The sequence below is a fragment of the Stutzerimonas sp. LR2 genome, from assembly GCF_055755175.1.
Genome location: NZ_JBVTRR010000003.1, coordinates 1 through 22,449, shown reverse-complemented (window position 1 = coordinate 22,449; position 22,449 = coordinate 1). Strand labels below are relative to the sequence as shown.

Below are 22,449 nucleotides of genomic sequence, written 5' to 3'. Positions count from 1 at the left end.
AGCCTCGATACCCGAAGGTTAAACCAGCGGCCTGGCGTTGTCGTGCCTTTGCATCGGTGGGCGGGGGCAGGGCAGGCCGCGTGTCCGGCTGACTGCCGCAAAACGGGTGTTCGCTCTATACTGCGCGGTCTGCGTCGGTGCGCCGCATGCACCAAAAACCTAGGGAGATAAAAGCAATGCCCAAGATCGCAACGGCCTGGATCGCCGTGCTCAAGGCCAGTTTCGTCGCTGCCGCCGCCATGCTTGCGGCAGCCCCTGCGCTGGCCGCCGAAGAAGATCCGTGGGAAGGCGTCAACCGCGCGGTGTTCCGCTTCAACGATACCGTCGACACCTACACGCTCAAGCCTTTGGCCAAGGGCTATCAGAAGGTGACCCCGGAGTTCGTCGAAGACGGCATCGGTAACGTGTTCAGCAATCTCGGCGATGTGATCGTGCTGACCAACGATCTGTTGCAGGGCAAGGTCCGCGATGCCGGTATCGACACCAGTCGCATTCTGTTCAACACCACGTTCGGCGTGCTCGGCTTCTTCGATGTGGCGACCCGCATGGGGCTGCACAAGAACGACGAGGATTTCGGCCAGACCCTGGGCGCCTGGGGGGTGGACAGTGGGCCATATGTGGTGCTGCCGTTGCTGGGGCCGAGCACCGTGCGCGATGCGATCGGCCGCGTGCCCGATGCCTTCCTCGAGCCCTATCCGCACATGAGTCACGTGCCTACGCGCAACGTGACGCGCGGCGTGGATCTGGTGGATACGCGTGCCAGCCTGCTGTCGGCGGAAAAGATGATTCGTGGCGATCGCTACATCTTCGTGCGCAACGCCTACCTGCAGAACCGCGAGTTCCGGGTGAAGGACGGCGAGGTCGAGGACGATTTCTGATATTGGCCGCAGTTGCTGCGGCCAATGCCGGAGCGGGGCAGTGGGGTCAGGACATGGAAAGAATGGCCAGGCCCAGGCTCTGACGGCCATCGTCGAGCTGGCTGATGCGCACTACTTCGGTCTGCGCATCCAGCCCCTTGAGCTCGCTGTGCTCGGAAGGGATCAGCACACGCAGCTTGTCGCCCATGCTCAGGTTCGTCCTGGCCAGGATCTGCATGCCGGTGCTGGAAAGGTCGATGCAGACGCCGCTCAGTTTTGTGTCGCCATGTTCCAGCGCGACGGTGGTTTCGATCTGCATCCGGATGAAATCGCGTTTTTCGCTGTAATCGCGGTCTTTCTGGCTCATGGTTCTACCTTTTATATATGGCTAGCGGGATTCTTATAGCGCCCCTCAATTCGACCTGTAAAGGCGCCTGCCGGTCGGCTTGAAACCCCGATCGTATGGGAGTACCGTCTGCGCCTTGAATCGAACCTATGCCCCGCATCACGCCGGGCCAATGTATTCGCCAACCATCCTGGCGACACCGCCTGGTAGGAACATGCATAAACCAAGCGCGACGCTGCTGATCATAGACGACGACGATGTGGTTCGAGCCAGCCTGGCTGCCTATCTGGATGACAGTGGTTTCCGTGTGCTGCAGGCCGCCAATGGGCCGCAGGGTATGGAGCTCTTCGAATCCGAGCAGCCCGACCTCGTGATCTGCGACCTGCGCATGCCGCAGATGGACGGCCTGGAACTGATCCGCCAGATCAGTGAGCGCCAGATCGACCTGCCGGTCATCGTGGTCTCGGGTGCCGGTGTTATGAGCGATGCCGTGGAGGCGTTGCGTTTGGGCGCCGCCGACTATCTGATCAAGCCGCTCGAAGATCTGGCGATGCTCGAACACTCGGTTCGCCGCGCGCTGGATCGCTCTCGTCTGCGCCTGGAGAATCGTCGCTATCGGGAGCAACTAGAGACCGCCAACCGCGACCTGCAGGCCAGCCTGCATCTCTTGCAGGAAGATCAGGACGCCGGGCGCCAGGTTCAGATGAACATGCTGCCGGTAACGCCCTGGAGCGTTGATGGCTTCGATTTTGCCCACCAGATCATCCCCTCGCTGTACCTGTCCGGCGACTTCGTCGACTACTTCCGCGTGGACGAGCGCCGCATCGGCTTCTATCTGGCCGACGTGTCCGGCCACGGTGCGTCGTCGGCATTCGTCACCGTGCTGCTCAAGTTCATGACCACCCGCCTGCTGTACGAGTCGCGCCGTGGCGGTACGCTGCGCGAGTTCAAGCCCTCGGAAGTGCTCGACCATATCAACCGCGGGCTGATCAACTGCAAGCTGGGCAAGCACGTGACCATGCTGGGTGGGGTGATCGACCAGGAGCGTGACGTGCTGCACTACAGCATCGGTGGCCATCTGCCGATGCCGGTGCTCTATACGGGCGAGGGCGCCCACTACCTGGAAGGACGCGGTCTGCCGGTCGGCCTGTTCGTCGAAGCGACCTATCAGGATTTCGAGCTGAAGCTGCCGGAGACCTTCAGCCTGACCTTGCTCTCCGATGGCATTCTGGACCTTTTGCCTGGCGAGACACTCAAAGAAAAAGAGTCTGCGTTGCCCGGTCTGATCTCGGACGCTGGTGGCACGCTGGACGGTTTACGTCGAGTCTTCGGGTTGGCCGAACTGGCTGACATGCCCGACGATATCGCCTTGCTGGTGTTGAGCAGGAACCTTGCATGAGTACTGGTAGAATCCAGTTCGCCGAGATGGATGGCACCTTTGTTCTGAAGTTCATTGGTGAAATCCGTTTGACGCTCTGTTCGGCGCTGGATGCGACGATCGAGAAGATCTTCTCGTCGCTGAATTTCTCTTCCATCGTCATCGATCTGACCGAGAGCCGAAGCATCGACAGCACCACGCTGGGCCTGCTGGCCAAGCTGTCGATCCTGTCGCGGCAGAAGGTCGGCATGTTGCCGACCCTGGTCACCACCCATCCGGACATCACTCGACTGTTGCAATCGATGGGCTTCGATCAGGTGTTCAACATCGTCGACACGCCGCTGCCGTGCCCGGAGTGTCTGGCCGACCTGCCTTCGCAGGACCAGTCCGAGGACGTGGTGAAGGCCAAGGTGCTGGAGGCTCACCGTATCCTGATGAGCCTCAACGAATCCAACCGCGAGGCCTTCCATGACCTCGTCACCGCGCTGGAGCGCTCCTAAGCGGAGCTCAGGCCAGTTCCGCCAGTAGCGCCTCGAGCTTCTCCTGATCCCTTGCGAACTGACGGATGCCTTCGGCGAGTTTTTCGGTCGCCATCGCATCCTCGTTCAGCCCCCAGCGGAAGCTCTTCTCATCCAGGCTGATGCGCGGCTCGGATGCGCGGCCCGGCTCCAGCTTGCGCTCCAGCGTGCCGCTGGCTTCGGCGAGCTGGCCGAGCAGATCCGGGCTGATGGTCAGCCGGTCGCAGCCAGCCAGCGCCTCGATCTGGCCAATGTTGCGGAAGCTCGCGCCCATCACCACCGTCTTGTAGCCGTGCGTCTTGTAGTAGTCGTAGATGCGGCTGACCGACTGCACGCCCGGATCTTCCGCGCCCTGATAGTCGCGGCCTTCATGCTTCTTGTACCAGTCGTAGATGCGGCCGACAAAGGGGGAGATCAGAAACACGCCGGCCTCGGCACAGGCCACCGCCTGGGTGAACGAGAACAGCAGAGTGAGGTTGGTCTGGATGCCGGCCTTTTCGAGTTGCTCGGCGGCGCGGATGCCTTCCCAGGTGGACGCGATCTTGATCAGCACGCGCTCGCGGCTGATGCCGGCCTGCTCGTACAGACCGATCAGGCGCTCGCCGCGCTGGACCATGGCCTGGGTGTCGAAGGAAAGGCGCGCGTCGACCTCGGTGGAAATGCGTCCGGGGATGAGTTCGAGGATCTGCTTGCCGACAGCGACCGCGAACAGGTCGCAGGCCAGGCCGATATCGCCCTGGCATTGCTTCATCGCGTTGCCGAGATGCTCGGCGTAGCGCGGCATGGCCGCGGCCTTGAGCAGCAGCGACGGATTGGTGGTCGCATCCACGGGCTTCAGGCGGGCAATGGCGTCGATATCGCCGGTATCGGCGACAACGGTGGTGAACTGCTTGAGTTGTTCCAGCTTGGAAGTCATATAAAGGAGGGCTCCGTCCTGTGAGTGGCATGACCTTACCCGAGCCCGTCTGCCCGCTCAACGAGCGCATGGACCCGGATGCGCCTGGCCTTTGATCCGATAGTCTCGGTAGCGTTCCTTGCCGCGGGACTTCAGTGGCCCTCGAGCAATGCCGTCGCCTGATCGAGCAGCGCCAGCGGCTCGTCGGTCTTGTGAATGTCCACCGAAAGCAGCTGACGGAAGCGCCGCGCGCCGGGGAAACCCTGGCCCAGGCCGAGCACGTGGCGGGTGACATGGTGCATGGCGCCACCCTCGGCCAGATGCCGTTCTATGTACGGGCGCATGTTGCGTAGCGCCTGCGCACGGCTGATCACCGGTGCGTTGCTGCCGAACAGGCTGCTGTCGACCTGCGCCAGCAGATAGGGGTTGTGGTAGGCCTCGCGGCCGAGCATCACCCCATCGAAGGTCTGCAGATGCTCGCGGCATTCTTCCAGCGTCTTGATGCCGCCGTTGAGGATGATCTCGAGGTCCGGGAAATCCCGTTTGAGCTGCGCGGCGACGTCGTAGCGCAGCGGTGGCACTTCACGGTTCTGCTTGGGTGACAGCCCTTCGAGGATAGCGATGCGAGCATGCACCGTGAAGCTGCGGCAGCCGGCCTCGCGCACCTGACCGACGAAGTCGCACAACTGGGAATAGCTGTCGCGCCCGTTGATGCCGATGCGGTGCTTGACGGTGACCTCGACGCCCACCGCGTCGCGCATGGCCTTCACGCAGTCGGCGACCAGCTGCGGATGGCCCATCAGGCAGGCGCCGATCATGTTGTTCTGCACCCGATCGCTGGGGCAGCCGACGTTGAGATTCACCTCGTCGTAACCCGCGACCTCGGCGAGCTTCGCGCACGCCGCCAGATCGCCCGGCACACTGCCACCCAGCTGCAGCGCCAGCGGATGTTCGCTCTCGTCGTAACGCAGAAACCGCGCCGTATCGCCATGCAGCAGCGCGCCGGTCGTCACCATTTCGGTGTAGAGCAGGGCGTGCTTGGAAAGCTGGCGCAGGAAGAACCGGCAGTGGCGGTCGGTCCAGTCCATCATCGGTGCGACGGAGAAGCGGCGGGACAGCACCGGTTTTGTGGCAGAGGGCGTTTGGTCGAGAGTCATACGGACGGGGTCGGGTCTGGATCGCGGCCGCGCATTCTATCAGGCGCACCCTGGCCTGAGCATGGTGGTGGCTGCTGTCCCGATAAGCGAATTCGATGGCGGACGCCGAGCGGTGGGTAACGGGTTGGCGCACAAGCACGCAACCCGGAAAAAATGCCCCGTTAGCTGGCGGGCGAAAGTGGAGCATCGAGGAGAGGGAGGCGCGGCAATCGGATCAGTTGGACGCGGCAGTCATGTCAGCCACCGCACCAGGCACAGCGTGATCGAGGGGAAGAGCACCAGTACCACGACGCGCACGACGTCGGAGATCAGGAAGGGCACCACGCCGCGGAAGGCGTCGCGTAGGGGTACGTCACGGGCCATGCTGCTGATCACGTAGACGTTCATGCCCACCGGCGGGGTGATCATGCCGATCTCCACCACCATCAGTGCGAGGATGCCGAACCAGATGGCCTTCTCGGTCTGATCCAGGCCGTAGAAGTCCAGCCCCATGATCAGCGGGAAGAAGATCGGGATGGTCAGCAGGATCATCGACATGGTGTCCATCACGCAGCCGAGGATCAGGTACAGGATCAGGATACCGGCGAGCACCACGAAGGGCCCCACGCCTGCATTGTTGATCGCCTCGGCCAACGCCACCGGGAGCTGCGACACGGCGAGGAAGGCGTTCATGACATCGGCGCCGAGCAGGATCATGAAGATCATCCCGGTGGTGACCGCGGTGCCGAACAGCACTTCCTTGAACTGGGCCCAGCGCATGCCGCCGAGCACGACGGCGAAGAGGCCGGTGCCCACGGTTCCAATGGCCGCCGCTTCGGTCGGTGTGAACCAGCCGGCATAGATACCACCAAGTACCAGCAGGAAGATCAGGAACACCGGCCAGACGCCACGCTGCGCGGCCAGCCGCTCGCGCCAGGTCAGCTTCGGTTGCGCCGGGCCGGCGTCCGGGTTCATCCGCACGTAAATGGCGATCGCGATCATGTAGCCGATTGCCGCCAGCACGCCGGGGATGAATGCGGCCATGAACAGCGTGGAGATGTTTTCCTGGGCGAGGATGGCATAGATCACCAGCACCACCGACGGCGGAATCAGGATGCCCAGGGTGCCCCCGGCGGCCAGGCTGCCCACCGCAAGCGGGCCCGAGTAGTTGTATTTCTTCAGCTCCGGCAGCGCGACCTGGCCCATGGTCGCCGCGGTGGCGATGGATGAGCCGCAGACGGCGCCAAAGGCAGCACAGGAGCCAACGGCCGACATCGCCAGACCGCCGCGCCAGTGCCCGATCATGGCCGCGGCGGCTCGGAACAGGCCGGTCGCCAGGCCACCGCGGGAGGCGAACTGCCCCATCAGCAGGAAAAGCGGAATGACCGAGAGGTCGTATACCGTATAGCGCGCATAGGCGACGGTCTTCAGATAGCTGAGTAGCGGCGACCAACCGGAAATCGCCACGTAGCCGCCGACACCGGTGAGCAGCATGGCGATGGCGATCGGGATGCGCACCACCAGCAAAACGAGGAGGACGGCCAGGAACAGCCCGCCGATTTCGACACTGCTCATGCGGGCTTGCCCTCACCACGAAAGTCCTGCCAGGCGGTGTACAACGCCACCACCGCCAATAGCGCGAAGCCCGGTGCGAAGGCGCTCATCGACCACCAGATCGGCACGCCCAGGATGATCGATTCCTCGCCGGTGCCGTAGGCGTCCAGCGTGCCCACCAGTGAACGCCAGGCCAGCAGCGCAGCAGCCAACCCCATAAGCACGCTGCCCAGGCCATCCAGCGCGCTGCGCACGCGAGGCGAGGCGCGCAAGGTGAATACATCGACGATGACGTTGCCGCGGCGGAGCTGGCACAGCGGCAGAAAGAACACGATGGCGATGCCACAACCCATCTGCACCAGTTCGACGTCGCCGAGCAGCGGTTCGTCGAAGAGGGTGCGCATGGCGATGCTGTAGGTCGCCATCAGCGTCATGGCCACCAGCAGCAGGCCGCCGACGAAGGCCAGCAGCCGTGACAGCCGATCGAGCACGCGGCCCATCGGATCGGCAGGCACGGTCGCGGCCCGAACGTCAGATTCGCTCATGAACGTCTCCGGAGCAGGGCGCCGGGTGAACTGGCGCCGGGGTCGATCAGCGGGTAGCGGTGTCGCTGTGCTGCTGGATCAGCTGGCGTGCGTCCTCGAGCAGGGCGGCACCATTCGCATAGCCTTTGCCCTCGACTTCCTTGATCCAGTCCTGGTCAAGGCGCTCGGCCACCTTCATCCACTTCTGCTGTTCGTCTTCGGACAGCTGGTGAATCTTGTTGCCGCGGCTTTCGGCCAGACGATGGCCATTCTGCACGGCGATCTCGTCGAACAGCTGGCCCGCTCGACGCGAGAGCACCGCGCCGCTCTGCTCGTCGATGATCTTGCGCAGGTCTTCGGGCAACCCCTCATAGGTAGCCGGGTTCATGGCGAGGATCATCACCGTGTACATCAGTGCCGGCTTCCCCTCGGCCATTTCCGTGTGGTGGCCGATCAGCTCGTGCAGCTTGAGCGCTGGTACCACGTCCCAGGGCACGATCGCACCGTCGACCACGCCCTTGGACAGGGCCTCGGGAATCTGCGGGACCGGCATGGCGACGGGAGTCCCGCCGAGCAGGGAGATCAGTTTGGTGGAGGTGCGGTTGGCGGCACGGATTTTCTTGCCGCGGAAGTCGGCCATCCTGTTGATGGGTTTCTTGCCGGTATGGATCAGCGCACCGTCCGTGGTATGGGTCGCAAGCAGGTGCATGCCGGTGAATTCCTTTTCGCCGTGCTTGGCGACGAACTCCCACATCGCCTGGCTGGTCGCCTCGGCGGAGCGACTCATGAATGGCTGCTCGAAGACCGAGATGAGCGGGAAGCGCCCGCTGTTGTAACCCGGCAGCGTCCAGACGATATCGGCAACTCCGTCACGCACCTGGTCTACCAGCTGCGGTGGTGTGCCGCCCAGCTGCATCGAGGGATAGAACTGGAACTGGATACGGCCGTCGGAGGCTTCGGTGATCTCGTCCGCCCACGGCTTGAGCAGGTTCGCCTGGGTCAACGAATGGGCGGGAAGAAAATGATGAACCTTGAGCGTCACGACCGCTTCCTGAGCGTAGGCGGACAGGCTCAGACAACTGACGCAGGCAAGTGCCAGCAGGGCCTTGGGCAATTTCGACATGGGGTATTCCCTTTTGTTGTTGTAATTGCGCGTGCAACCGGCTGTCCCGCGGATGTTCCGCTCCGGCAGCCCCCGCTACACGCGAGTCGCCGAGACGGTGAACGCCTCCGTATAGAAGCAACCTCGCCGGTTGCATCGCAACCGAGTGGCGCAGTAAACGAGCGAATCTGTTCGATAATCGCCCTTGGTTTGTGTTCCGCTCCGTCGGCACCGTACGGCGCGCGAGCAATCTCAGGCCTACGTCGGTGAGGGCGCCATGAAGCCCATTCGTGCGACCTTGAACCGCCGAAGCCAGCTCCAGAAAGCGCAGCCTGAACGTCAGCCATAACGGGAAATAGTCGGCCATCACTCAGCGCTCGCGCGGGCGGTAGGGCTGGTAGAAGTCCGCGCCTCGCCAGGCTGGCGTCGGCGTATCGGTCAGGGGTTCGCCGCGGGTATAGCGTTCTCCTTGGCCATCACTGACGAGGCGCGCCACGGCCGGGTAGGGGTAGACCGGCCGGTACTCCGGGGTTCGCCCGGTCTTGGCACGCCTGCTCTTCGGCGAGAGCGGCAGGCCGGATCGGCTCGCCTGATACACCTTGATCTCGTCAGCGGCCTGGCCGGATTCGACCCAGCGCATCAGCGGCGTCAGCAGGTCCAGTTCGCTCGGCCCCTGTCCGCCGTGGCAGTGGTACATGCCCGGCACCAGGTACATGCGCACGAAGCGCTCGACTTCTGGCTTGCCCAGGTGGCGCTGCAGGGCCTCGTGGTAGGCGATGGTATTGATCGGCGAGATATGATGATCGGACCAGCCATGCCAGAGAATCAGCTTGCCGCCTTTGTCGGCGAAGGCGGAGAGGTCGGGGTCGGTCGCATCGAACAGAGGATGGCGGGCGCGCAGGCGATCGAAGGTCTCGGCGTCGAAGCGCAGCTGCTCCAGCCGATAGCCAGGCTGCGGTGCCTGTTCGAAGACCAGATAGCGCAGTGCCTCGAGCGCGATGGTTTCGCTGAACAGCGGGCCATGCGCGCGTTCGGGCACGAACACGCCGCCCCATGCGAGCTCCGAGCCGGGCTGCGGACCGCCGACGGCCAATCGCTCACCGGTACGCTCGTCGCGCGGCCCGTCATATATGCGCCTTGCCGCTTGCACCTGTGCGGCAGTCAGGCACTGGTCGCTGTCCTGGCCAGCGGGGCACTGGATCGTTGCCGGGTCGAATCGACAGATTCGTGGGTCGCTGAGCAGCCCGTCGAGCTGGCCATCCAGGCCGTCACACTGTTCAAGCACGGCTCGGTGCAGAAGCGGCAGCTGTGAGGCGACCAGCACGCTGCGACCATCCGGGGCGCGGTTCACCCGCGCCTGCCAGGCGTGCAGCAGCGAGTTCTGCACCTGGAAATTCATTGCCGGCGCGCCGGCGACGATGCCGTCGAAGTCGTCCGGATAGCGTTGCGCCTCGATCAGGGCTTCGCGCCCGCCATCCGAGCACCCACTGAAATAGGAATACGCCGGAGCCCGGTCGTAGAAGGTTTTGATCAATGCCTTCGCGGCCCGTGCGGTGAGATGCACACCGCGATGGGCGAAATCGGCGCGCTGCTGCGGATTGGCACCGAAGGTCCCGCCATTGCCCTGATGACCCATGTCGGTACTGGCTACGACGAAGCGGCCGCTTTCGAACGGTACGCAGCCTGCGACTGCGTCCGGTCTAAGAGAAATGCGGCCGCACAACCCGCCGCAGCCGACCTGCAGGTAGCGCTGGGTCCAGCCATCCAGCGGCAGTTGCACGCGAAAGCCGATGCTCGGTGCCAGCGTACCTTCGACATTGCATACGGTGGCGCCCTGATCAGTGTCCTGTACCGATGCGGACGTGACGCGACTACCGCTTCCGCCGATCGATGCGAGGTCGAGCGTGAGCAACGACGAGCAGGTGCGGCTCGGGCGTACGACTTCCAGCGCAGCCAACCCGTCGTGAGCCGGTTCTGTGACCGCGGATGCGGCGCTGGTGCCGCTGCAGAGCAGTGCCAGCAGGGGGATGGGGAAGAGGGAAATCTTCATGCAGGGCACACCTTCTTGTGCTGGGTCGTAGGGCCGCCGATGGTCGGCGTCGCCCAACGACCTATCCGTTTTGTGCGATCTGCACTCAGAGTGCGAAGAGGCGCCGAGCGTTCCGCCGCAATCGTGCCCATATGTGAACGATGGCGCGCTTGTGCAAAAACTGTTCGGTCACCGAACGGCGGGGTGTCCGCCGTTGGTCGAATCTCCTATGCTTCGATCAGTCGATATTCTTGACGCAGATCAATATTCTCGATCTGCGCAATACCGACCAAGCCGGCCACCAAGCGCCGGCCAACTATAAAAACAACCGAGTGCCGGGTGATGGAACGACTGCTGAATGAAAAAAGCAGGATCTTCGAGCGTGCTGATCCGCATGCGGTGTCGGACTACGTCAATCAGCATGTAGGCGTGCACTGCATTCGTCTGCCTCGTACCGGCACGCCTCAGGCCAGCCTCAGCCACTGCAAGTTCGGCAAGCTCGACCTTTGCCAGATCAGTTATGGCGGCAGCGTTCATGTCACCTCGCCAGCCCTGGAAACCATCTATCACCTGCAGCTGCTGCAGCGTGGCCATTGCCTGTGGCGCGGACGGGGCCAGGAGCACTATTTCACCCCCGGTGAGCTGCTGCTGATCAACCCGGACGATCCGGTTGACCTGACCTACTCGGACGACTGCGAAAAGCTGATCGTCAAGCTGCCGGCGTCCTTCCTCGAACAGGCCTGCAGCGAGAACCAATGGCGTGCCCCCTCCGGTGGCATCCGGTTCAGTGCCAATCGCCATGCGCTCGGCGAAATGGACGGCTTCGACAGCCTGCTCGGGCTGGTCTGCCGCGAGGCGGGCTCCGAGCAGAGCATCCCGCAGATTCAGGAGCAGTACAGCCGGATCATCGCCAGCAAGCTGCTCTGCAGCCTGGCCAGCAATATCCAGCGCGATCCGTTCGGTGACAGCTGCCCGTCGTTCGGTCGGCTGACCGACTACATCGACGAGCATCTGAAACAGGATATCTCCGTCGAGCAGTTGGCCGAACTGGCCAACATGAGCCTGCGCTCGCTGTACCTGCTGTTCGAGCGCAAGGTCGGCACCACGCCCAAGTCCTACATCCGTCAGCGCAAGCTGGAGCAGATCCATGGCCGGCTGAGCGACCCTTCGGCCAGGGTACGCAACATCACCGAGATCGCCATGGACTACGGCTTCATGCATCTGGGGCGCTTCTCGGAAAGCTACAAGAGCACCTTCGGCGAGCTGCCGTCGGACACCCTGCGCCGCCATCACTGATCCGCTTCGGCGGCCGCCAACCTGATGGCGGCCGCATCCGCTACGTCCATTCCTCCCTTCGCTGATCGCCCTCAGCGCGTCGCTGCGGGCGCGGCATCCGTCTGCCTGCGTTTTGCAGAAAACGGATAGAGATGCTGCAGAAAACGGATATTGATGCCGTTCCCCCCGCCGTAGCCTTCATCACGTGGAAACAATAACAATGGAGGCCCCGGCCATGTCCCTGGGAATCGACTACCTTGATTCGCTGCTCGAAGACGACAAAGAGAAGGGCATCTTTCGCTGCAAGCGGGAGATGTTCACCGACCCTCGGTTGTTCGATCTGGAGATGAAGCACATCTTCGAGGGCAACTGGATCTACCTCGCTCACGAGAGCCAGATCCCCGAGAAGAACGACTACTACACCACCCAGATGGGGCGTCAGCCGATCTTCATCGCGCGCAACAAGGAGGGTGAACTCAACGCCTTCATCAACGCCTGCAGCCACCGCGGTGCCATGCTCTGCCGCTTCAAGAGCGGCAACAAGGCGACCTACACCTGTCCGTTCCATGGCTGGACCTTCAACAACTCGGGCAAGCTGCTCAAGGTCAAGGACCCCAAGGAAGCCGGCTACCCCGACAGCTTCAACTGCGACGGCTCCCATGACCTGAAGAAGGTCGCCCGCTTCGAGTCCTACCGCGGCTTCCTCTTCGGCAGCCTGCGCGAGGACGTCGCCCCGCTTGAGGAATTCCTTGGCGAGTCACGCAAGATCATCGACATGGTGGTCGATCAATCGCCGGATGGCATCGAAGTGCTGCGCGGCTCGTCCACCTATGTCTATGAAGGCAACTGGAAGCTGCAGGCCGAGAACGGCGCCGATGGCTACCACGTCACCGCCGTGCACTGGAACTACGCCGCCACCCAGCAGCAGCGCAAGCTCAAGGAAGCCGGCGACGACATCCGTGCGATGAGCGCCGGCGGCTGGGGCAAGAAGGGCGGTGGTTTCTATTCCTTCGAGAACGGCCATCTACTGCTCTGGACTCGCTGGGACAACCCGGAAGATCGCCCGCTGTATGCCCGTCGCGAGGAGATGGTCGCCGAGTTCGGCCAGGCCCGTACCGACTGGATGATCGAGAACTCGCGCAACCTGTGCCTCTACCCGAACCTGTACCTGATGGATCAGTTCGGCTCGCAGCTGCGCATCGCCAAGCCGCTGTCGGTGGACAAGACCGAAGTCACCATCTACTGCATCGCACCCAAGGGCGAGAGTGCCGAAGCGCGGGCGCGGCGCATTCGTCAGTACGAAGACTTCTTCAATGTCAGCGGCATGGCCACGCCGGATGACCTTGAAGAGTTCCGCGCCTGCCAGCAGGGCTTTGCCGGTCGCGCCATGGAATGGAACGACATGTCCCGCGGTGCCAAGCACTGGATCGAGGGAGCGGACGATGGCGCCCGCAGCATCGACCTGCAGCCGATGATGAGCGGTGCGCGCACCGAGGATGAGGGCCTGTTCGTGCTGCAGCACCACTACTGGCAACAGCAGATGATCAAGGCCGTGAAGGCCGAGCAGGAACAGCTGATTCACGTGGAGGGTGCATAAAAATGAGCATCGCCTACGAAACCGCGCGTGACTTCCTTTACCGCGAAGCGCGCTACCTCGACGACAAGGACTGGGACAGCTGGCTGGAACTGTATGCCGCCGACGCCACCTTCTGGATGCCGGCCTGGGACGACGCCGACCAGCTCACCGAAGATCCGCAGCGGGAAATCTCGCTGATCTGGTACGGCAACCGTGGCGGCCTGGAAGACCGTGTGTTCCGCATCCGCACCGAGCGCTCCAGCGCCACGATCCCGGATACACGCACCTCGCACAACATCAGCAACCTGGAGCTGATCGAGCAGGGCGAGGGCTTCTGCAAGCTGCGCTTCAACTGGCACACGATGAGCTTTCGCTACAAGACCGTCGATCACTTCTACGGCACCAGCTTCTACACGCTCGACACCCGTGGCGAGAGCCCGCTGATCAAGCACAAGAAGGTCGTGCTGAAGAACGACTACATCCGCCAGCTGATCGACGTCTATCACCTGTGAGGGCAACGCCATGACTCACCAGATCGCATTGAATTTCGAGGACGGGGTGACCCGCTTCATCGAAGCCAATCTTGGCGAAACCGTCGCTGACGCGGCCTACCGCCAGGGCATCAACATCCCGCTGGACTGCCGCGACGGTGCCTGCGGGGCCTGCAAGTGCCTCGCCGAAGCCGGGAGCTATGACCTCGGCGAGGAATACATCGAGGACGCGCTGAGCGAGGACGAAGCTGCGCAAGGCTATGTGCTGACCTGCCAGATGCGTGCCGAGAGCGACTGCGTGATCCGCGTGCCGGCCTCCTCGGATGTCTGCAAGACCACGCAGGCCAGTTACCAGGCGACCATCAGCAACGTGCGTCAGCTGTCGCAGAGCACCATTGCGCTGTCGATCAAGGGCGAGTCGCTGAGCCAGCTGGCCTTCCTGCCTGGGCAGTACGTCAACCTGCAGGTGCCGGGCACCGACCAGACCCGCGCCTACTCGTTCAGCTCGCTGCAGAAGGGCGGTGAGGTCAGCTTCCTGATCCGCAACGTGCCGGGCGGGCTGATGAGCAGCTTCTTGAGCGGCATGGCCAAGGCCGGCGACAGCCTCACCCTGGCCGGCCCGTTGGGCAGCTTCTATCTGCGCGAGATCAAGCGGCCGCTGCTCTTGCTGGCCGGCGGCACGGGCCTGGCGCCTTTCACTGCGATGCTGGAGAAGATCGCCGAGCAGGGCAGCGCGCATCCGCTGCACCTGATTTACGGCGTCTCCAACGATTTCGATCTGGTAGAGATGGACCGACTCGAAGACTTCGCTGCGCGCATTCCGAACTTCACCTACAGCGCCTGCGTGTCCAGCTCCGACAGCCAGTACCCGCACAAGGGCTACGTGACCCAGCACATCGAACCCAAACACCTCAACGATGGCGAGGTGGACATCTACCTGTGCGGTCCGCCGCCCATGGTCGAGTCGGTCAACCAGTTCGTTCGTGAGCAAGGCCTGCAGCCGGCCAACTTCTACTACGAGAAGTTCGCCGCCAGCGCCTGATCCACCGGTCGCAGGGTGGGCAACTGCGCCGCATTGCCCACCGAATCCTCGCCATTCCAGAGGTTTGGGTAGATGAACACACGATTTCAGAACAAGGTCGCGGTGATCACCGGCGCGGCCCAAGGCATCGGTCGCCGTGTCGCCGAGCGATTCGTCGAGGAAGGTGGCCGGCTGGTGGCCGTGGACCGTTCCGAACTGGTCCATGAACTGGCCGATCAACTGGGGCAGGGCGCCGAAGTACTGACCCTGACCGCCGATCTCGAGCAGTTTGACGACTGCCATCGGGTGATGGATGCCGCGAAAGAGCGTTTCGGCCGTCTCGACATCCTCGTCAACAACGTCGGTGGAACCATCTGGGCCAAGCCCTTCGAGCATTACCAGGAACATGAGATCGAGGCCGAGGTGCGTCGCTCGCTGTTCCCCACGCTGTGGTGCTGCCACGCCGCGCTGCCGCACATGCTGGAGCAGGGCGGCGGGGCCATCGTCAACGTCTCATCGATCGCCACGCGCAGCCTGAACCGCGTGCCCTACGGCGCGGCCAAGGGTGGCATCAATGCGCTGACCGCGTGCCTGGCCTTCGAGAACGCCCAGCGGGGCATCCGCGTCAACGCCACCGCACCCGGCGGTACCGAGGCGCCACCACGACGTATTCCACGCAACGCAGCCGAGCAGAGCGAGCAGGAAAAGATCTGGTACCAGCAGATCGTCGATCAGACGGTGGAATCCTCGTTGATGAAGCGCTACGGAACCATCGACGAGCAGGCCGGCGCGATTCTTTTTCTCGCGTCCGATGAGGCCTCCTACATCACCGGCGTGACCCTGCCGGTGGGTGGTGGCGATCTCGGTTGAGCAGTACCCGGGCCGGCTCGACCGGTCAAGGCCAAGGCACATCGGCGGCGCGGTGACCCACCGCTGCAGCCGATCCGCGACTAACAAAAACAATAGAGAGTCTTGCCATGCGAAAAGTAGACGTTCACGACATCATCGATAACGCACGCTTCAACCGCTTCCACTGGCTGGTGGTGTGCCTCTGCGCACTGCTGCTGATCTTCGACGGCTACGACCTGTTCATCTACGGCGTGGTGCTGCCGGTGATCATGAAGGAGTGGGGGCTGACCCCGCTGGAAGCGGGCGCGCTGGGCAGCTATGCGCTGTTCGGCATGATGTTCGGAGCACTGGCGTTCGGCACCCTGGCCGACCGCATCGGCCGCAAGAAGGGCATCGCCATCTGTTTCGTGCTGTTCAGCAGCGCCACCGTGCTCAACGGCTTCGCCAGCACTCCTACCGAGTTCGGCATTTTCCGCTTCCTCGCCGGGCTCGGCTGCGGCGGGCTGATGCCCAACGTGGTGGCGCTGATGAACGAGTACGCGCCCAAGCGGCTACGCAGCACGCTGGTGGCCGTCATGTTCAGCGGCTATTCGCTGGGCGGCATGCTGTCGGCCGGCCTCGGGATCTACATGCTGCCTCGCTTCGGCTGGGAAGCGATGTTCTTCGCCGCCGCCGTGCCGCTGCTGCTGTTGCCGGTGATTCTCTGGTACCTGCCCGAGTCGGTCGGCTTCCTGGTGCGCCAGGGCCGAGGTGAGCAGGCGCGGGCGTTGCTGGCCAAGGTCGACCCGGGCCGCCAGCTGAGCGCTGCCGACGAGCTGGTGATGACCGATGTGAAGGGCAAGAGTGCCTCGTTGCTGGAGCTGTTCCGCGAAGGCCGTGGCGTGCGCACCTTCTCCCTGTGGCTGGCGTTCTTCTGTTGCCTACTGATGGTTTACGCGCTGGGTTCCTGGTTGCCGAAGCTGATGGCCAACGCCGGATACAGCCTCGGTTCGAGCCTGTCGTTCCTGCTCGCGCTGAACTTCGGCGGCATGGCCGGCGCCATCCTCGGCGGCTGGTTGGGCGATCGCTTCAACCTGTCGAAAGTGGTGGTGGTGTTCTTCGCCGTGTCGGTGGCCTCCATCAGCCTGCTGGGCTTCAAGACGCCGATGCCAGTGCTTTACACGCTGATCTTCATCGCCGGTGCCACCGTAATCGGCACACAGATCCTGCTCTACGCGACCGCCGCGCAGTTCTATGGCCTGTCGATCCGCTCCACCGGTCTTGGCTGGGCCTCGGGCATCGGCCGCAACGGCGCCATCGTCGGCCCGCTGCTTGGCGGTGCGTTGCTGGGCATCAACCTGCCGCTGCAACTGAACTTCATCGCCTTCGCCGTGCCGGGTGTCATCGCCGCCCTGGCCATGGCCGTCTTCGCCATCTCCAGCAAGCGCAGCGGCACGCCCGCGCCGGTGGTGATGACGGCAGCGGCCAAGGCCTGATCACTGAACCTTCAACACGGATATCGCCATGAGCCCCATCCTGATCGAACGCATCCAGACGATCATCGTCGACCTGCCGACCATCCGCCCGCACAAGCTGGCGATGCACACCATGCAGCAACAGACGCTGGCGATCATCCGTGTGCAATGCAGCGACGGCATCGAAGGCATCGGCGAGGCCACCACCATCGGTGGCCTGGCCTACGGCAACGAGAGCCCGGAAAGCATCAAGCAGAACATCGACAGCCACCTCGGCCCGCTGCTGGTGGGCCAGGAGGCCGCCAACATCAACGCCGCCATGCTGCGCCTGGACAAGGCGGCCAAGGGCAACACCTTCGCCAAGTCCGGCATCGAGAGCGCATTGCTCGATGCCCAGGGCAAGCGTCTTGGTCTACCGGTCAGCGAGCTGCTCGGCGGCCGGGTACGCGACAGTCTGGAAGTGGCCTGGACCCTGGCTAGCGGCAATACCGCCAAGGACATCGAAGAGGCCGAGCGCATGCTCGATATCCGCCGCCATCGCATCTTCAAGCTGAAGATCGGCGCCGGCGAGGTGAATGCCGACCTCAACCATGTCATCGCCATCAAGCAGGCCCTCGGCGAGCGCGCCAGCGTGCGCGTCGACGTCAATCAGGCCTGGGACGAGTCGGTGGCGCTGCGCGCCTGTCGCGTCCTCGGCGACAACGGCATCGACCTGATCGAACAGCCGATCTCGCGGATCAACCGCGGCGGGCAGGTGCGCCTGAATCAGCGCAGCCCGGCACCGATCATGGCCGACGAGTCCATCGAGAGCGTCGAGGATGCCTTCAGCCTGGCGGCCGACGGTGCGGCCAGCATCTTCGCGTTGAAGATCGCCAAGAACGGCGGCCCGCGTGCCGTGCTGCGCACCGCGCAGATCGCCGAAGCGGCAGGTGTCGCGCTGTATGGCGGCACCATGCTCGAAGGCGCCATCGGCACCCTGGCCTCGGCGCACGCCTTCGTCACCCTCAACAGGTTGACCTGGGGCACCGAGCTGTTCGGCCCGCTGCTGCTCACCGAGGAAATCGTCACTCAGGCGCCGGTCTACCGCGACTTCCAGCTGGAAGTCCCGCGCACGCCCGGTCTTGGCCTGACCCTGGATGAAGAGCGCCTGGCGTTCTTCGCCCGTAAGTAAGAGGAGGACCCGAGATGCTCTTCCACGTGAAGATGATCGTGAAACTGCCGGTCGACATGGATCCGGCCCAGGCCGCCAAGCTCAAGGCCGACGAGAAGGAACTGGCGCAGAGCCTGATGCGCGAAGGCAAGTGGCGCCACCTCTGGCGCATCGCCGGACAGTACGCCAACTACAGCGTGTTCGACGTCGCCAGCGTGCAGGAACTGCACGACACCCTGATGCAGCTGCCGCTATTCCCCTACATGGAGATCGAGGTCAACGCGCTGTGCCGCCACCCATCCTCGATTCGTGACGACGACCGCTGATCCCGTCCGAACTGGGGTCCGCACCGATCGCTGAACCCGTGCAACGACAATTACAAAACGAGGCCTGAGCCATGACTGTGAAAATCTCCCACACCAACGACGTGCAGCAGTTCTTCAAGGAAGCCAGCGGCTTCAACAACGACGCGGGTAGCAGCCGCCTGAAGACGGTGATCAACCGCGTCCTGACGGACACCGCAAGGATCATCGAAGACCTGGAAATCACCCAGGACGAGTTCTGGAAGGCGGTGGACTACATCAACCGTCTCGGCGGTCGCCACGAAGCCGGCTTGCTGGTCGCCGGACTCGGACTGGAGCATTACCTCGACCTGCTGCAGGACGCCAAGGACGAACAGGAAGGACTGGGCGGCGGCACCCCGCGCACCATCGAAGGTCCGCTGTACGTCGCCGGCGCGCCAATCGCTCAGGGCATCGCGCGCATGGATGACGGTAGCGAAGACGATGTCGCCACTGTGATGTTCCTGCAAGGCCGTGTTCTCGATCCGACCGGCGAGCCGCTGGCCGGTGCGGTGGTCGATCTCTGGCACGCCAACACCAAGGGCAACTATTCCTACTTCGACAAGAGCCAGTCCGAATACAACCTGCGCCGGCGGATCGTCACCGACGAGAACGGCTATTACCGGGCGCGCAGCATCGTGCCGTCCGGCTATGGCTGCTCGCCCGACGGGCCGACCCAGGAGGTGCTCGACATGCTCGGTCGTCACGGCCAGCGGCCGGCGCACATTCATTTCTTCATCTCCGCGCCCGGCCATCGTCACCTGACCACGCAGATCAACCTGGCTGGCGACAAATACCTCTGGGACGACTTCGCTTACGCCACGCGCGATGGTCTGGTCGGCGACATCCGCTTCATCGATGATGCCGAAGCCGCACAAGCACGGGGCGTGCAGGGGCGTTTTGCCGAAGTGGATTTCGACTTCCAACTGCAGAAGGCGCCGGCCCCGCAAGCCGAGCAGCGCAGCAAGCGGCCACGGGCGCTGCAGCAGACCTGACGGTCCCTGCGGTGTCCGGGCTCCCGGGCACCGCAGCGGCGCTGCACCGGTAATGCAGCCGCTTCATTCATAACAAGAGTGATCCGGGCTTCCGCCACGGATCGCCAGGCCTGTCTTGCGAGGCGACATGAAAGCTCTGATGAAAGACTTCTCGCTCTCCGCCGTGGTCGCCGGCTTTATCGCGACCGTGATTTCCTACGCCGGTCCGCTGGTGATCATCTTCCAGGCGGCCAAGGCCGCGAATTTGCCGCATGACGTGCTCTCGTCCTGGGTATGGACCATCTCCATCGGTAGCGGCGTGCTCGGCATTCTGCTCAGCGTGCGCTACCGGGTTCCCATCATCATCGCCTGGTCGGCACCGGGCTCGGCGCTGCTGGTAACCATGTTGCCGGATATCACGCTGAACGAGGCGGTCGGCGCCTATATCGTCAGCAGCGTGGTGGTGCTGCTGGTTGGGCTGTCCGGCGCGTTCGACCGGATCATCAATCGCCTGCCGGCCGCCATCGCGGCGGGCATGCTGGCCGGCATCCTGTTCCGTTTCGGCACCGGGCTGTTCGTCTCGGTCAAGGAACAACCCTGGCTGGTGCTGGCGATGTTCGGCACCTATCTGTTGTTCAAGCGTGCCTTGCCCCGTTACGCCGTGCTCGCCGTGCTGGTGGTCGGTGTGACGATCACCATCGCCTCGGGTGAGTTGCGCAGTGATGCACTGGTCATCGGGCTGGCTACGCCGGTATGGATCGCCCCGGAGTTCAGCTGGCAGGTCATCCTCAATATCGCCTTCCCGCTGGTGATGGTGGCGCTGACTGGACAGTTCGTGCCTGGCATGGCGGTGCTGCGCAACGACGGCTACGAGACGCCGGCCAGCCCGCTGATCAGCAGCAGCGCACTGGGTTCGCTGCTGCTGGCACCGTTCGGCTGTCACGGATTGAACCTGGCGGCGATCACGGCGGCGATCTGCACGGGTCGGGAGTCGCACGAGAATCCGTCCAAGCGTTACGTCGCAGGAGTGTCGGGTGGCGTCTTCTACCTGGTGCTGGGCATCTTCGGGGCGACGCTGGTTTCGATCTTCAGCGCATTCCCCGCCGCATTGATCGCCGCGCTGGCCGGCCTGGCGCTGCTCGCGGCCATCGGTGGGGCATTGAGCGCGGCAATGGCCGTGCCCTCCGACCGTGAGGCGGCCTTGATCACCTTTCTGGTTACCGCATCGGGCATGTCCTTCCTCGGGCTGTCGGCGGCGTTCTGGGGCCTGATCTTCGGTATCGCCGCGCATCTGTTGCTGGGCCTGCGCAAACCAATCCCAGCGGTCGCATCACCCCCGGCTGTTGGCCGCAAGGAACAGCCGGCGCGGTGACCGCCCCGGCAATCGTAACCACTCACCCATGACGAGCTCGTTGCACTCCCCGCCTGCTGCCGGGGGAGCGGCTGCGTGCACCCTGAAAACAACAACAAGCGAGTTAGATGATGCAGAAGGTATCCATTTCCCGACTCACCCTGGCTGCCGGCATGACGTCCATGATTCCTCCTGCGTTTGCCGCAGACGCCGGCTTCATCACGGACGCCACGGCAACATTGCAGGCGCGTAACTACTATTTCAGCCGGGACTTCTCCGACATTGTCGGCCCCAATCAGCAATCGAAGGCGGAGGAGTGGGGGCAGGGGTTTATTCTCAACTTCAGGTCGGGCTACACCCCTGGAGCTGTCGGCTTCGGCGCCGACGCCATCGGCCAGCTGGGAATCAAGCTCGACAGCAGCCGTGATCGCAGTGGTACCGGCCTGCTCCCGGTTGGGAGCGATGGCCGCGCGCCGGATGAGTACAGCCGCATGGGGGTGGCACTCAAGGCAAAGGTGTCGAAGACTGAACTGAAGGTAGGTGAGCTGCAACCCAATCTGCCAGTGCTGACCTTCAGTGATATTCGGCTGCTCCCGCCCACCTATCAGGGCGCCAGCATCGTCTCCAGTGAAGTCGATGGGTTGACCCTGCAGGGCGGTCGTTTGCGCTCGACCAGCCTGCGTAACGAGGCCGGCGATGACCGGATGCGGGCCATGCTGGGCCGAACGCCTCAGGCAGCACTCAGCGATGCGTTCAACTACGCCGGCGGCGATTACGCATTCAATGGCAAGCGCACGTCTTTCGGCCTCTGGTATGCGCAGCTCGAGGACATCTATAACCAGAGCTACATCGGCCTGAAGCATAGCGAACCGCTCGGCGACTGGATTCTGGGCGCCAACCTCGGCTACTACGATTCGCAGGCCGACGGCGGCAAGCTGGCCGGCAATGTGGACAACCAGGCTTTCTACTCGCTGCTGTCGGCAAAGCGAGGCGGTCATACCTTCTATATCGGCTATCAGGCCATGTATGGCGACAGCGCTTTTCCCCGCGTCTTCGCGAACGTCTCGCCTCTGGGCAATGAGGTGCCCACCTATGAGTTCGCCGAGCGGGACGAGCGCTCCTGGCAGGCTCGCTACGACTATGATTTTGCCGCGATGGGCTGGCCTGGTCTTATCGCGACGGTGCGTTATATCACCAGCGATAATGTGAGCACGGGAATGGGGTTCGAAGGTACGGCGCAGGAGCGCGATCTGGACATCGGCTACACAGTGCAGAGCGGTCCGCTCAAGAATGTGGGTATCCGCCTGCGCAACGTGGCGGCGCGCTCGAATTACCGCAGCGATATCGACGAGAACCGTCTGATTCTCAGCTACACGCTCACCTTGTTTTGAGTAGGTTGCCTCGCATCCAGCTGCTCGCTCGGTGCGAGGTAACGTGGGCTACACTAATTCCCGCATAACCGAAATAAACGGTTGACGGCTGTTTTCAGGTGCCTATAATGCGCACCACTTCCGGCGCAGTCCTCAAGCAAAACCTTTTGTAAATCAAAAGGTTAGCTAAATAAAAGGGTTGCACTGGTGGCGGATTCGAGTAGAATGCGCCGCGCTGACAGGGTGGTGGTTGAGTCC

The 22,449-nt window shown here is 63.3% G+C and carries 21 protein-coding genes; 14 read left to right on the top strand and 7 right to left on the bottom strand.

The window, feature by feature from the left end; genetic code table 11:
• The first annotated feature begins 176 nt into the window (after nucleotides 1-176).
• On the top strand, nucleotides 177-878 hold the full coding sequence (locus ACVRRC_RS10870) for an MlaA family lipoprotein (protein WP_019405843.1): 702 nt from the start codon (nucleotides 177-179) through the stop codon (nucleotides 876-878).
• 46 nt (nucleotides 879-924) lie between these two features.
• Here ACVRRC_RS10870 and ACVRRC_RS10865 read toward each other — a convergent pair whose 3' ends face one another.
• Nucleotides 925-1,224: a PilZ domain-containing protein gene (locus ACVRRC_RS10865; protein WP_013982429.1), complete on the bottom strand. Its 300-nt coding sequence runs from the start codon at nucleotides 1,222-1,224 to the stop codon at nucleotides 925-927.
• Between the two features lie 193 nt (nucleotides 1,225-1,417).
• Here ACVRRC_RS10865 and rssB point away from each other — a divergent pair, with 193 nt between their 5' ends.
• Entirely contained in the window at nucleotides 1,418-2,602 is a 1,185-nt protein-coding gene (gene rssB / locus ACVRRC_RS10860; RefSeq protein ID WP_013982430.1) for a two-component system response regulator RssB, read from the top strand.
• Nucleotides 2,599-3,081, top strand: a complete 483-nt coding sequence (gene rssC, locus ACVRRC_RS10855; RefSeq protein ID WP_011912820.1) for an anti-sigma factor antagonist RssC — start codon at nucleotides 2,599-2,601, stop codon at nucleotides 3,079-3,081. Before rssB ends, rssC begins: the two co-directional genes overlap by 4 nt.
• 7 nt (nucleotides 3,082-3,088) lie before the next feature.
• Here rssC and tal read toward each other — a convergent pair whose 3' ends face one another.
• From tal to ACVRRC_RS10825, 6 genes are all read right to left on the bottom strand, one after another.
• Nucleotides 3,089-4,015: a transaldolase gene (tal, locus tag ACVRRC_RS10850; RefSeq protein ID WP_279641953.1), complete on the bottom strand. Its 927-nt coding sequence runs from the start codon at nucleotides 4,013-4,015 to the stop codon at nucleotides 3,089-3,091.
• A 131-nt stretch (nucleotides 4,016-4,146) separates the two neighbouring features.
• The gene (dusA, locus tag ACVRRC_RS10845) at nucleotides 4,147-5,151 is read right to left on the bottom strand and encodes a tRNA dihydrouridine(20/20a) synthase DusA (RefSeq protein ID WP_026012456.1); all 1,005 of its coding nucleotides are present in this window, start codon (nucleotides 5,149-5,151) and stop codon (nucleotides 4,147-4,149) included.
• Nucleotides 5,152-5,382: 231 nt separating this feature from the next.
• Complete coding sequence (locus ACVRRC_RS10840; protein WP_256517210.1) at nucleotides 5,383-6,705, bottom strand: TRAP transporter large permease; 1,323 nt, start codon at nucleotides 6,703-6,705, stop codon at nucleotides 5,383-5,385.
• Complete coding sequence (locus ACVRRC_RS10835; RefSeq protein ID WP_108241684.1) at nucleotides 6,702-7,229, bottom strand: TRAP transporter small permease; 528 nt, start codon at nucleotides 7,227-7,229, stop codon at nucleotides 6,702-6,704. The genes ACVRRC_RS10840 and ACVRRC_RS10835 overlap by 4 nt, the downstream gene beginning before the upstream one ends.
• Nucleotides 7,230-7,275: 46 nt before the next feature.
• The gene (locus tag ACVRRC_RS10830) at nucleotides 7,276-8,331 is read right to left on the bottom strand and encodes a TRAP transporter substrate-binding protein (protein ID WP_125882692.1); all 1,056 of its coding nucleotides are present in this window, start codon (nucleotides 8,329-8,331) and stop codon (nucleotides 7,276-7,278) included.
• A 349-nt stretch (nucleotides 8,332-8,680) separates the two neighbouring features.
• On the bottom strand, nucleotides 8,681-10,360 hold the full coding sequence (locus ACVRRC_RS10825; protein ID WP_239331191.1) for a tannase/feruloyl esterase family alpha/beta hydrolase: 1,680 nt from the start codon (nucleotides 10,358-10,360) through the stop codon (nucleotides 8,681-8,683).
• A gap of 321 nt (nucleotides 10,361-10,681) precedes the next feature.
• Between ACVRRC_RS10825 and ACVRRC_RS10820 the strand changes: the two genes are divergently transcribed.
• The 11 genes from ACVRRC_RS10820 to ACVRRC_RS10770 all read left to right on the top strand — a co-directional run bounded on the left by ACVRRC_RS10820 (nucleotide 10,682) and on the right by ACVRRC_RS10770 (nucleotide 22,212).
• Nucleotides 10,682-11,635 carry an AraC family transcriptional regulator gene (locus tag ACVRRC_RS10820; RefSeq protein WP_011912827.1) on the top strand — a complete coding sequence of 318 codons (954 nt, stop codon included), beginning with the start codon at nucleotides 10,682-10,684 and terminating at the stop codon, nucleotides 11,633-11,635.
• Nucleotides 11,636-11,849: 214 nt separating this feature from the next.
• Complete coding sequence (gene benA / locus ACVRRC_RS10815) at nucleotides 11,850-13,211, top strand: benzoate 1,2-dioxygenase large subunit (protein ID WP_026012457.1); 1,362 nt, start codon at nucleotides 11,850-11,852, stop codon at nucleotides 13,209-13,211.
• A 2-nt stretch (nucleotides 13,212-13,213) separates the two neighbouring features.
• A complete protein-coding gene (gene benB, locus ACVRRC_RS10810) occupies nucleotides 13,214-13,702 on the top strand; it encodes a benzoate 1,2-dioxygenase small subunit (RefSeq protein WP_011912829.1) in 489 nt (162 codons plus the stop codon).
• Nucleotides 13,703-13,712: 10 nt separating this feature from the next.
• Complete coding sequence (gene benC, locus ACVRRC_RS10805; RefSeq protein WP_151320623.1) at nucleotides 13,713-14,723, top strand: benzoate 1,2-dioxygenase electron transfer component BenC; 1,011 nt, start codon at nucleotides 13,713-13,715, stop codon at nucleotides 14,721-14,723.
• 72 nt (nucleotides 14,724-14,795) lie between these two features.
• Nucleotides 14,796-15,572, top strand: a complete 777-nt coding sequence (locus tag ACVRRC_RS10800; protein WP_472997005.1) for a 1,6-dihydroxycyclohexa-2,4-diene-1-carboxylate dehydrogenase — start codon at nucleotides 14,796-14,798, stop codon at nucleotides 15,570-15,572.
• Nucleotides 15,573-15,679: 107 nt separating this feature from the next.
• Complete coding sequence (locus ACVRRC_RS10795) at nucleotides 15,680-17,026, top strand: MFS transporter (protein WP_472997004.1); 1,347 nt, start codon at nucleotides 15,680-15,682, stop codon at nucleotides 17,024-17,026.
• A gap of 28 nt (nucleotides 17,027-17,054) precedes the next feature.
• Nucleotides 17,055-18,176 carry a muconate cycloisomerase family protein gene (locus ACVRRC_RS10790; RefSeq protein ID WP_472997003.1) on the top strand — a complete coding sequence of 374 codons (1,122 nt, stop codon included), beginning with the start codon at nucleotides 17,055-17,057 and terminating at the stop codon, nucleotides 18,174-18,176.
• Between the two features lie 14 nt (nucleotides 18,177-18,190).
• A complete protein-coding gene (catC, locus tag ACVRRC_RS10785) occupies nucleotides 18,191-18,481 on the top strand; it encodes a muconolactone Delta-isomerase (protein ID WP_013982442.1) in 291 nt (96 codons plus the stop codon).
• A gap of 71 nt (nucleotides 18,482-18,552) precedes the next feature.
• Complete coding sequence (catA, locus tag ACVRRC_RS10780) at nucleotides 18,553-19,491, top strand: catechol 1,2-dioxygenase (protein ID WP_340067702.1); 939 nt, start codon at nucleotides 18,553-18,555, stop codon at nucleotides 19,489-19,491.
• Nucleotides 19,492-19,618: 127 nt separating this feature from the next.
• Entirely contained in the window at nucleotides 19,619-20,842 is a 1,224-nt protein-coding gene (locus tag ACVRRC_RS10775; RefSeq protein ID WP_011912836.1) for a benzoate/H(+) symporter BenE family transporter, read from the top strand.
• Nucleotides 20,843-20,949: 107 nt separating this feature from the next.
• Nucleotides 20,950-22,212, top strand: a complete 1,263-nt coding sequence (locus tag ACVRRC_RS10770) for an OprD family porin (protein ID WP_472997002.1) — start codon at nucleotides 20,950-20,952, stop codon at nucleotides 22,210-22,212.
• Nucleotides 22,213-22,449 lie beyond the last annotated feature (237 nt).